Source organism: Paracidovorax citrulli (assembly GCF_900100305.1).
Classification (GTDB): Bacteria; Pseudomonadota; Gammaproteobacteria; order Burkholderiales; family Burkholderiaceae_C; genus Paracidovorax; species Paracidovorax citrulli.
Map to the genome: position 1 here is coordinate 20101 of NZ_FNEY01000044.1, position 10738 is coordinate 30838.

Below are 10738 nucleotides of genomic sequence, written 5' to 3' on the forward strand. Positions count from 1 at the left end.
GGCGGGGGTTTTTCTTTGCGGCGCTTTTTCAAGAGCGGCCAGGGGGCGTCCGCACCGCTGCCGCGATGGTGGCCGGGGAGGGTGCCGTCCCGTCCCCTTCCTCGGCAGATTCGGCGGGCACGCCTCCTTCCGCATGCTGCGCCTTGTCCAGCAGGAAATCGATGCAGGTCCGCACGGCCCGCGTCTGGTGGCGGTTGGGCAGGTACAGCAGGTACATGTGGGTGCCGAAGATGCTCAGGCGGTATTCGTCCAGCGTGGTCAGCACCTCGCCGGTGGCGAGCTTGTCCTGCACCACGTAGTCGGGCACCAGCCCCACGCCCAGCCCGGCGAGGATGCCCTGGCGCAGGAACGGGAAATGCTCGGAGATCAGCGTGGGCTCCAGCAGCACCTCGTGCCGCTCGGCGCCCTGGTAGGCCGAAAGGCGCAGCTGGCGGCCGGTCACGCCGGCGGTGATGACGGGGCCGGCGCGCAGCGCGTGCAGCGTGCGCGGCAGGCCGTGCCGGCGGGCGTAGTCGGCGGAGGCGCAGGCCAGGTAGCGCACGTTGCCCAGGCTGCGCGCCACGAGCGAGAGGGGCGGCTCCTGCACCACGCGGATGGCGATGTCCACCTCGTCGCGCAGGTTGTCGGCGCGGTTCTCGAACAGCACGTCCAGCACGATGCCCGGATACATGCGCTTGAACTCGATCAGCCAGTCGCCCATCACGATCTGCCCGTAGCCGCTGGGCACGCTGATACCCACGCGGCCCTGCAGGCCCTGGCCCAGCGTGGTGACGGCTTCCTGCGCGGCCATCAGTTCGTTGCGGATGGTGCGGCCGTGTTCGTAGAGGCGCAGGCCGATCTCGGTGGGCTCCACCCGGCGCGTGGTGCGCTGCACCAGCTGCACCCCCACGGCCTTCTCCAGCTTGGTGAGGTGGTAGCTCACGTTCGCGCGGGTCATGCGCAGCTTGCGCGCGGCCTGGCTCAGGTTGCCGCTGTCGATGATCTCGACCAGCAGGGTCAGCGAGGGCAGGTCCATGGAAGCATTCCGATCGATTGGTTTAAATCCTTTGACAGTCTGTCAATGGATGATGGGATTGTCAGAAAACATTGTCGCCGCAAGAATGTCCCGGACAAGTTATTCAGGAGACAAAGGCATGACTTCAGCAGCGGCGACCCTATCGCCCGTACAGACACGCCTGCAGGACGGCGTTCTCGTCGTCCGCATCGACAACCCGCCCGTGAATGCGCTCGGCGCGGCGGTGCGCCGGGGCCTGCGGGACGCCATCGGCGAGGCCGAGTCGCGGGCCGATGTGCAGGCGGTGCTGATCGTGGGCGAAGGCAAGGCTTTCATCGCCGGGGCCGATATCCGCGAATTCGGCAAGCCGCCCGTGGAGCCCTCGCTGCCGGAGGTCTGCCAGCGCATCGAATCCTGCGCCAAGCGGGTGGTGGCCGCCATCCACGGCGCGGCCCTGGGCGGCGGGCTGGAAGTGGCGCTCGCGGCCCACTACCGCGTGGCGCTGCCGGCCGCGCAACTGGGCCTGCCCGAAGTGAACCTGGGCCTGCTGCCCGGCGCGGGCGGTACGCAGCGCGCGCCGCGCCTGATGGGCGTGAAGCCGGCCGCCGAGATGATGCTGAGCGGCAAGCCGCTGAACGCCAGGGCGGCCCTCGCCGCGGGCCTGGTGGACCGCCTGGTGGACGGCAGCGATCCGGTCGCTGCGGGCCTGGCCTGCGTGCGGGAGCTGCAGGCCGCGCAGGCGCCGCTGCGCCGCACGCGCGACGTCGCCATCGCCGACCGGGCCGCGGCGCTGGCCGACCTGGACGCGCTCGCCGCCGACACCGCCAGGAAATCGCGCGGCCTGTTCTCGCCGCTGAAGATCGTCGAATGTGTGCGCAACGCCGTGGAGCTGCCCTTCGATGAGGGCATGCAGCGCGAGCGCGCGGCCTTCATGGAGTGCCTGGCGAGCCCGCAGCGCGCGGGATTGATCCACGCCTTCTTCGCAGAGCGCGAGGTCGCCAAGGTGCCGGAGGCGAAGGCCGCCGCGCCGCGCCCGGTGGCATCGATCGCCGTCATCGGCGGTGGCACCATGGGCGCCGGCATCACCGTGTCGGCGCTGGACGCCGGCCTGCCCGTGACGATGATCGAGCGTGACGACGCCTCGCTGGCCCGGGGCCGCGCCCACGTCGAGAAGGTCTATGACGGCCTCATCGCCAAGGGCCGCATGACGGCCGACGCCAAGGCCGCCGTGATGGCGCGCTACACCGGCAGCACGCGCTACGAAGACATCGCCGCGGCCGATCTGGTGATCGAGGCCGTGTTCGAAGACCTGGAGGTCAAGAAGGCCGTGTTCCGCGAGCTGGACCGCGTCTGCAAGCCGGGCGCGGTGCTGGCCACCAACACCTCGTACCTGGACATCGACGCGATCGCCGCCGCCACCGGGCGGCCGCGGGACGTGATCGGGCTGCATTTCTTCAGCCCCGCCAACATCATGAAGCTGCTGGAGATCGTGGTGCCGGCGAAGGTGGGCGCCGACGTGGTCGCCACGGCGTTCGCGCTGGCGAAGCAGCTCAAGAAGGTGCCGGTGCGCGCCGGCGTGTGCGACGGCTTCATCGGCAACCGCATCCTGGCCGTGTACAAGCAGGCGGCCGACTACCTCATGGAAGACGGCGCGTCGCCCTACGAGATCGACGCCGCGGTGCGCGGCTTCGGCTACCCGATGGGCCCGTTCCAGGTGACCGACCTGGCCGGCGGCGACATCGGCTGGGCCACGCGCAAGCGCCGCGCGGCCACGCGCGACCCGAAGGCACGCTACGTGGAGATCGCCGACCGCATCTGCGAGCGCGGCTGGTTCGGCCAGAAGACGGGGCGCGGCTTCTACCTGTACCCGGAGGGCGCCCGTACCGGCCAGCCCGACCCGGAAGTGCTGGCGATCGTCGATGCCGAGCGTGCGAAGAAAGGCGTCGTGCCGCGCAGCTTCACGCCCCACGAAATCATGCGCCGCTACATGGCCGCGATGGTCAACGAGGGCGCGAAGGTGGTGGAGGAGGGCATCGCCCTGCGGCCGCTGGACGTGGACGTGACCTTCCTCTCGGGCTATGGCTTTCCGCGCTTTCGCGGCGGGCCGATGCACTACGCCGACACGGTGGGCCTGCCGAAGCTCCTGGCCGACATCCGCGAATTCGCGCAGGAAGACCCGCTGTTCTGGAAGCCCGCGCCGTTGCTGGAAAAGCTGGTGGCCGAGGGCCGCGACTTCGGCAGCCTGAACCGCGCCGCCGCCGAAGCGCACTGACCGGACGACAGAACGAGCGATCGACGAAAGACCCCATGGATCTGCAATTCACCCCCCAGGAGGAAGCCTTCCGCGACGAAGTGCAGGCCTTCCTGAAAGAGCACCTGCCCGCCGAGCTGTCGCACAAGGTGCGCGCCGGCCTGCGCCTGGACAAGGCCGACATGGAACGCTGGCACGCCATCCTGAACGCGCGCGGCTGGCTCGCGAACCACTGGCCCGAGCAGTACGGCGGGCCGGGGTGGAACGCCGTGCAGAAGTTCATCTTCGAGAACGAATGCGCGCTGGCCGGCGCGCCGCGCATCGTGCCCTTCGGCGTGAACATGCTGGGCCCCGTGCTGATCAAGTACGGCAACGAAGCGCAGAAGCAATACTGGCTGCCGCGCATCCTGAACGGCGAGGACTGGTGGTGCCAGGGCTATTCGGAGCCCGGCGCGGGCTCGGACCTGGCCTCGGTCAAGACCACGGCGGTGCTGAAGCGGGATGCCAGTGGCGACCACTACGTCGTCAACGGCCAGAAGACCTGGACCACGCTGGGCCAGCACGCCAACATGATCTTCTGCCTGGTGCGCACCGACCGCGAAGCCAAGGCGCAGTCGGGCATCAGCTTCCTGCTGGTGGACATGCGCTCGCCCGGCGTCGAGGTGCGCCCGATCATCACGCTGGACGGCGAGCACGAAGTGAACGAGGTGTTCTTCACCGACGTGAAGGTACCGGCCGAGAACCTGGTGGGCGAGGAGAACAAGGGCTGGACCTATGCCAAGTACCTGCTGACCTACGAGCGCACCAACATCGCGGGCGTGGGCTTCTCGGTGGCCGCGCTGGAAAAGCTCAAGCGCGTGGCCGCCACCGTGCAGTGCAACGGGCGCCCGCTCGCGCAGGACCCGCTCTTCGCGGCGCGCCTCGCCCGCGTGGAGATCGACCTGGAGAACATGAAGACCACCAATCTGCGCGTGATCGCCGCGGTGGCCGGCGGCGGCGTGCCGGGCGCGGAAAGCTCTATGCTGAAGATCCGCGGCACCGAGATCCGCCAGGAGATCCTCTCGCTCACGCGGCGCGCCATGGGACCGTATGCACTGCCTTTCGAGGAAGAGGCGCTGCATGCAGGCCACGAAGACCTGGCCGTGGGGCCGGAGGGCGCTGCCGCAGCCGCGGCCAACTACTTCAACTACCGCAAGCTGTCGATCTTCGGCGGCTCCAACGAGATCCAGAAAAACATCATCTCCAAGATGATCCTGGGGTTGTGATGAATTTTGTGCACACCGAAGACCGCCGCATGCTGGCGGACACGCTGGACCGCTTCATCGCCGGGCAGTCCGGCATCGAGCAGCGCAACCATGCCGCCTACGGCGCGCAGGGCTACAGCCCCGGGCTGTACCGCGGCTTCGCCGACCTGGGCGCCATCGGCGCGCTGTTCACCGAGGCCGACGGCGGCTTCGGCGGCGCGGGCTTCGACGTCGGCGTGGTGTTCGAGCGCCTGGGCCGTGGCCTCGTCGCCGAACCTTTGCTCGGCGCCCTGGTGGTGGGCCGCGCCGTGGCGGCGGCCGGTACCGACGCGCAGAAGGAAACCGTGCTGGCACCGCTGGTGGCCGGCGAGGCCGTGGCCGCGCTGGCGCACGACGAGCCGGGCGGCCACTACGAGCCGACGCGCGTGGCGGCCACCGCGCGCCGTGCGGGCGATGGCTGGGTGATCGACGGCGGCAAGGGCGTGGTGCTGTTCGGCGACAGCGCCGGCTGGCTGCTGGTGTCGGCCCGCACGGGCGGCGGCACCTTCGACGCGGAGGGCATCTCCCTGTTCCTGGTGCCCGGCGATGCCGCCGGTCTCACGCGCAAGGCCAATGGCCGCATCGACGGCGGCCGCACGGCCGAACTGGTCTTCACGAACGTGGCCGTGGGCGCCGAGGCGCTGCTGGGCGCGGAGGGCGAGGGCGCCACGGTGCTGGAGCGCGCCGTGGGCTGGGGCGTGCTGGCGCTCTGCGCCGAGGCCGTGGGCGCGATGGACGTGGCCAAGGAGCACACGCTGGAATACCTGCGCACCCGCAGGCAGTTCGGCGTGCCGATCGGCAGCTTCCAGGCGCTGCAGCACCGCATGGCGGACCTGCTGCTGGAGGTGGAGCAGGCCCGTTCGGCCGTCATCAACGCCGCGGCCGCGATCGATGGCGCGGACCGCACCGCGCGCGAGCGGGCGCTCTCGGCCGCCAAGTTCAGCATCGGCCGCATCGGCACGCTCGTGGCCGAGGAAAGCATCCAGATGCATGGGGGTATCGGCATGACCTGGGAACTGCCGCTGGCGCACTATGCGAAGCGGCTGGTGATGATCGACCACCAGCTGGGCGATGAAGACCACCACCTGGCGCGCTACATCGCTCTCGGGCACTGAGTGGACACCCCCCTGAAGCGCTGCGCGCTTTCCCCCCGCTCTCGCCTTGCTTACCGCAAGGCGGGCAGGGGGACGCAGCCCTCGCTGCGGGGCGGCCCTTGCTCGGCTGCCGCTGGGCTGGGCCGCGCCGGTTTCAAGGGACTTGGGTGGCGCATAGCGCCATGAACAACTGAAATGGAAAAAGGAGCCGCCATGGTTGACGCGACCGCGCCCCTGCTGCAGCGCCGCGAGGGCGCCGTGCTGGTGCTCAGCAACAACAACACCGCCGCGCGCAACGCCCTGTCGCCCGCGTTCTATGCCGCGCTGACCGCCGCACTGGCCGCCGCGCAGGACGATCCCGCGGTGGGCGCCATCGTGCTCACCGGCGAAGGCGGCCACTTCTGCGCGGGCGGCGACCTGCGCCAATTGGCGAAGCGGCGCGAGCTGCCCGTCGAAGAGCGCCGCGCCAAGCTGGAAGGCCTGCACGATCTGGTCCGTGCGGTGCGCGGCAGCGGCAAGCCGGTGATCGCGGCCGTGGAGGGTGCGGCGGCCGGCGCGGGCCTGTCGCTGGCGCTGGCCTGCGACATGCTGGTGGCGGCGCGCGATGCCGTCTTCTCGGTGGCCTATGTGAAGGTGGGCCTCACGCCCGATGGCGGCGCGACGGCCTTCCTGGCCGAATTCGTCTCGCGCCAGGTGCTGACGGAGCTGTGCCTGACAGGCGAGCGGATTTCGGGCGAGCGCCTGCATGCACTCGGCGCCGTCAACCGCCTGGCCGAGCCGGGCGAGGCGCTGGCGGGCGCGCTGGCGCTGGCCGCCAGCGTGGCGAACGGGCCGCAGCAGGCCATGGCGCGCATCAAGGCGCTGTGCCTGGCGGCGCCCCAGGCCACGCTCGAAGAGCAGTTGGAGAGCGAGGCGCAGAGCATGGTGCTGTCGCAGGCGACCGAAGAGTCGCGCGAGGGCATCGCCGCCTTCCTGGAAAAGCGCGCGCCCGATTACGTGCGCCTGCGCGGCCCGGCGGGCTGACGCGCTCCCGGTGCCGGGTCGCGAAGGGGGCAGCGGCCACGCCGCCCGCCGCATCACAATGAACGAATGACTGGAGACAAGACATTGAATGCCACCACTTCCGCCGCCGCGCCTGACGCCATCGACTTTCCGCTGGAGGGCGTGCGCGTGCTCGATCTCTCGCGCGTGTTCGCCGGGCCGCTGTGCGGCCAGGTGCTGGCAGACTTCGGCGCCGAGGTGGTGAAGGTGGAGCACCCCGGCCGCGGCGACGACACGCGCGACTGGGGCATGCGCATCGGCAGGACCGAGACCACCTACTACAACAGCATGAACCGCAACAAGCGGTCGATCACGCTGGACCTGCAGAGCCCCGAGGGCGCGAGGATCGTGCACGAGCTGCTGCCGCAGTTCGACGTGGTGATCCACAACTTCAAGACCGGCGGTGCCGAGAAGCTGGGCCTGGGCTACGAGCAGCTCAAGGCGATCAGGCCCGACCTGATCTACTGCGCCGTGGCCGGCTACGACGTGACCGGCCCCGAGGCGAAGCGGCCGGGCTACGACCTGGTGATCCAGGGCGAGACGGGCCTCATGGCGCTCAACGGCGAGGCCTCGCAGCCGCCGCTGAAATTCGGCGTGGCCGTGGTGGACCTGATGACCGGCATGTACGCCGCGCAGGCCGTGCTGGCGGCGCTCTTCCAGCGCAGCCGCACCGGCCGGGGCCGGTTGATCGAGATGGCGCTCTACGACTGCGGCCTCATGGTCACCGGCTACTACGGGCTCGACGCGATGCAGCTGGGGCGCGATCCGGCGCGCTACGGCAACGCCCACCCCTCCATCGTGCCCTACGGCATGTTCGAGGCGGCCGATGGCCCGCTCATCATCGCCGTGGGCAACAACGCCCAGTTCGACAAGTTCTGCCGCCAGGTGATCGAGCGGCCCGACATCGTGGAAGACCCGCGTTTCGCCACCAACGTGCAGCGCGCGAAGAACCGCCACGAGATCGGCCCGATGCTCACGGAACTGATCCGCGCCTTCCCGCGCGACGTGCTGCTCGAACGCATGACCGCCTGCGGCATTCCCTGCGGCAAGGTGGCGGGCCTGCACGAGGCGCTCACCAGCGAGCGCACGCGGCGCGGCGGCCTCCTGCAGGACATGCCGCACCCCGTGGCGGGAACCACGCCGGTGTTCGCGCCGCCCTACCGTATCGACGGCCAGCGCCTGCCCATCCGCCATGCGCCGCCCACGCTGGGCGAGGGCACGCGCGAAGTGCTGCAGCGCCTGCTGCAACTGAGCGACGAGCAACTGCAGGGCCTGCAGCAGCGCGGCGTGCTGACGCTGCCGGAGGCACCCCCGCCAGTCTGATTTTCCCCGCCGGCCCGTTGCACCAGGCCGCCCGCAGAGGCGGCGCACCGGAGCCGATCTTCCCCAGAGAACCCCCGGAGACAACACCATGACAGGTTCCCGATTCCACCGCCGCGCCGTGCTGCACGGCATGGCCGCGCTCGGCGGCGCCGGCTGGCTGGGCACGGCCCCCGCCCAGACCCCCAATGCCGCCGCCTGGCCCACCAAGCCCATCCGGCTGGTCGTGCCGTTCAACGCCGGCGGCGCCACCGACATCATCGCCCGCAGCGTGGGCGAAGCCCTGTCGCAGCGCATGGGCCAGCCGGTGGTGGTGGACAACCGGGGCGGTGCGGCCGGCATCCTGGGCACCGACGCGGTCGCCAAGGCCGCGCCGGACGGGTACACGCTGCTGCTCTCGCTCAGCACCTCGATGCTGATCAACCAGTTCCTCTACACCAAGCTGCCCTACGACCCGCAGAAGGACCTGACGCTGATCACGCAGATCGCGGCCGCGCCCGTCACGCTGGTGGTGCACCCTTCCGTGCCCGCCGGCAACATGAAGGAACTGCTCGCCTACGTGAAGGCGAACCGGGGCAAGGTCTCGTACGGCTCCTGGGGCGTGGGCTCGTACGCGCACCTGGGCGGCGCCTACATGAGCAAGACGCAGGACGCCGACATGGCCCACGTCGCCTACAAGGGCGAGGCGCCCATGATCCAGGACCTGATCGGCGGGCAACTGCAGCTGTGCTTCTCCAGCGCGCAGAACACCAAGCCCTTCATCGATTCGGGGCGCCTGAAGGCCATCGGCGTGACCGGCACGCAGCGCATGGACATCCTGCCCCAGGTGCCCACCATCCACGAGCAGGGCGTGACGGACGATGCGTACGCCGTCTTCGGCTGGGTCGCCATGGGCGGCCCCGCGAACCTGCCCAGGGAGGTGATGGACGTGCTCCAGGCCCACCTGCGCGAGATCGCCCGCGATCCGAAACTGCTCGAACGCATCCGCGGCGCGGGCTTCATGCCGCTCATGAACAGCCCGGAGGCCTTCCAGGCCAACTACCGCCGCGACATGCCGGTCTGGAAGGCCCTGGTCGAGGCGGCCGGCGCCAAGCTGGACTGACGGCCGGGCGGGCGCGGGCAGGGGCGCTCCCTGCCATGGCGGCGCTGGAAAGGCGCCGCGACCCCCTGCCCCTTTTTTTCCATTGAACCCAGAACCGCAACCGGAGACACGACGAATGCCTTTGTTCCCCACCGCCCCCCTGGCCCGCGCCAACCGCCGCACGCTGCTGGGCCTCGCCGCCGCCGGGCCGCTCGCGCTGCTGTCGGCCGGCACGGCCGGGGCGCAGCCGTCCGCGCCGGCCGCTGCCTGGCCCGGCAAGATGATCCGGCTGGTGGTGCCTTTCCCCGCGGGCGGACCCACCGACACGGCCTCGCGCATCGTGGGGCAGAAGCTGGCCGGGCGGCTCGGGCAGGCCGTGGTGGCGGACAACCGGCCGGGCGCGTCGGGCTCGATCGCCGCGCTGCAGGTGGCCAGGTCCGACCCGGATGGCTACACGCTGATGATGCTGGCCACGCCCACGCTGCTGGCGCCGCACCTCTACAGGAAGACCGGCTACGACACGCTCCAGGATTTCACGCCGGTGGCCACGGTGTACGACCTGCCGATCGTGGTGGTCGTCAATCCCGCGCAGCTGCCCGACGTGAAGACCCTGCCCCAGCTCATCGCCCACGCCAAGGCGCAGAAGACGCCGATGAACTACACCAGCTCGGGCACCGGCAGCTTCGGCCACCTGAGCATGGAACTGCTCAAGCAGATGGGCGGGTTCGACATGCAGCACGTGCCCTACAAGGGCGGCGTGCCCGCGATCACCGACACCATCGGCGGCCAGGTGCCGGTGATGTATGCCGACCTGGTGGCGGCGCTGCCGCACGTGCAGGCCGGCAAGCTGCGCGCCATCGCCGTGGGGTCGCCGCGGCGCGTGGGCGTGCTGCCCGATGTGCCTACGATCGCCGAGCAGGGTTTCCAGGGCTACGACGCGGTGTCGTGGGGCGGCCTGATGGCGCCGCGCGGCACGCCGAAGGCGGTGGTGGACCGCGTGGCCGGCGAGGTGCGGCAGATCCTGGCCGAGAAGGACACGCAGGAGCGGCTGCTGGGCGCGGGCGCCATCGCGCACTTCCAGGACCCGGCGCAGATGGCCGAGCGCGTGCGGCAGGATTACGCCAAGTGGGGCGGGATCATCCGCGACAAGGGCATCGCATCCGAGTGACCGGGCGTCCCGGCCCCATCCATTTCTTCTTTTTCCATCCTTTATCCAACGAGGTCATCCCATGAAAATCCTGGTCCCCGTCAAGCGCGTGGTGGACTACAACGTGAAGGTCCGCGTGAAGTCGGACAACACGGGTGTGGACATCGCGAACGTGAAGATGAGCATGAATCCGTTCGACGAGATCGCGGTGGAAGAGGCCGTGCGGTTGAAGGAAAAGGGCGTGGCCACCGAGGTGATCGCGGTTTCCTGCGGCGTCACGCAGTGCCAGGAGACGCTGCGCACGGCGATGGCGATCGGCGCGGACCGCGCGATCCTGGTGGAGACGGCCGAAGAGCTGCAGCCGCTGGCCGTGGCCAAGATCCTCAAGGCCCTGGTGGACAAGGAGCAGCCGCAACTGGTCATCCTGGGCAAGCAGGCGATCGACGACGACTCCAACCAGACCGGGCAGATGCTGGCCGCGCTCGCGGACCTGCCGCAGGCCACCTTCGCTTCCAAGGTGGAGGTGA

At 70.1% G+C, this 10738-nt stretch carries 9 protein-coding genes; 8 read left to right on the forward strand and 1 reads right to left on the reverse strand.

Annotation, left to right across the window (positions count from 1 at the left end; genetic code table 11):
- Positions 1 to 28: 28 nt before the first annotated feature.
- A complete protein-coding gene (locus BLR99_RS20665; RefSeq protein ID WP_011797328.1) occupies positions 29 to 1015 on the reverse strand; it encodes a LysR family transcriptional regulator in 987 nt (328 codons plus the stop codon).
- Between the two features lie 118 nt (positions 1016 to 1133).
- On the opposite strand from BLR99_RS20665, the gene BLR99_RS20670 reads away from it, so the two are divergent.
- The 8 genes from BLR99_RS20670 to BLR99_RS20705 all read left to right on the forward strand — a co-directional run.
- Positions 1134 to 3266 (forward strand): 3-hydroxyacyl-CoA dehydrogenase NAD-binding domain-containing protein, encoded by a 2133-nt coding sequence (locus BLR99_RS20670; protein ID WP_011797327.1) that lies wholly within the window; start codon positions 1134 to 1136, stop codon positions 3264 to 3266.
- 35 nt (positions 3267 to 3301) lie between these two features.
- Entirely contained in the window at positions 3302 to 4510 is a 1209-nt protein-coding gene (locus tag BLR99_RS20675) for an acyl-CoA dehydrogenase family protein (RefSeq protein ID WP_011797326.1), read from the forward strand.
- Complete coding sequence (locus BLR99_RS20680; protein ID WP_011797325.1) at positions 4510 to 5643, forward strand: acyl-CoA dehydrogenase family protein; 1134 nt, start codon at positions 4510 to 4512, stop codon at positions 5641 to 5643. Before BLR99_RS20675 ends, BLR99_RS20680 begins: the two co-directional genes overlap by 1 nt.
- A 192-nt stretch (positions 5644 to 5835) precedes the next feature.
- Positions 5836 to 6645, forward strand: a complete 810-nt coding sequence (locus tag BLR99_RS20685; RefSeq protein ID WP_011797324.1) for an oxepin-CoA hydrolase, alternative type — start codon at positions 5836 to 5838, stop codon at positions 6643 to 6645.
- A gap of 66 nt (positions 6646 to 6711) precedes the next feature.
- On the forward strand, positions 6712 to 7986 hold the full coding sequence (locus tag BLR99_RS20690) for a CaiB/BaiF CoA transferase family protein (protein ID WP_011797323.1): 1275 nt from the start codon (positions 6712 to 6714) through the stop codon (positions 7984 to 7986).
- 88 nt (positions 7987 to 8074) lie between these two features.
- Positions 8075 to 9085, forward strand: coding sequence for a Bug family tripartite tricarboxylate transporter substrate binding protein (locus BLR99_RS20695; RefSeq protein ID WP_046059795.1), 1011 nt, complete (start codon positions 8075 to 8077; stop codon positions 9083 to 9085).
- 115 nt (positions 9086 to 9200) lie between these two features.
- On the forward strand, positions 9201 to 10232 hold the full coding sequence (locus tag BLR99_RS20700; RefSeq protein WP_011797321.1) for a Bug family tripartite tricarboxylate transporter substrate binding protein: 1032 nt from the start codon (positions 9201 to 9203) through the stop codon (positions 10230 to 10232).
- A gap of 61 nt (positions 10233 to 10293) precedes the next feature.
- Positions 10294 to 10738: electron transfer flavoprotein subunit beta/FixA family protein (locus tag BLR99_RS20705; protein WP_139160193.1), on the forward strand; the 445-nt coding region annotated here is incomplete at its 3' end.

What these genes read in the sequence shown, in the direction of transcription:
- BLR99_RS20665 (WP_011797328.1), bottom strand. Translation starts at nt 1,015, where the DNA reads ATGGACCTGCCCTCGCTGACCCTGCTGGTCGAGATCATCGACAGCGGC.
- BLR99_RS20670 (WP_011797327.1), top strand. Translation starts at nt 1,134, where the DNA reads ATGACTTCAGCAGCGGCGACCCTATCGCCCGTACAGACACGCCTGCAG.
- BLR99_RS20675 (WP_011797326.1), top strand. Translation starts at nt 3,302, where the DNA reads ATGGATCTGCAATTCACCCCCCAGGAGGAAGCCTTCCGCGACGAAGTG.
- BLR99_RS20680 (WP_011797325.1), top strand. Translation starts at nt 4,510, where the DNA reads ATGAATTTTGTGCACACCGAAGACCGCCGCATGCTGGCGGACACGCTG.
- BLR99_RS20685 (WP_011797324.1), top strand. Translation starts at nt 5,836, where the DNA reads ATGGTTGACGCGACCGCGCCCCTGCTGCAGCGCCGCGAGGGCGCCGTG.
- BLR99_RS20690 (WP_011797323.1), top strand. Translation starts at nt 6,712, where the DNA reads ATGACTGGAGACAAGACATTGAATGCCACCACTTCCGCCGCCGCGCCT.
- BLR99_RS20695 (WP_046059795.1), top strand. Translation starts at nt 8,075, where the DNA reads ATGACAGGTTCCCGATTCCACCGCCGCGCCGTGCTGCACGGCATGGCC.
- BLR99_RS20700 (WP_011797321.1), top strand. Translation starts at nt 9,201, where the DNA reads ATGCCTTTGTTCCCCACCGCCCCCCTGGCCCGCGCCAACCGCCGCACG.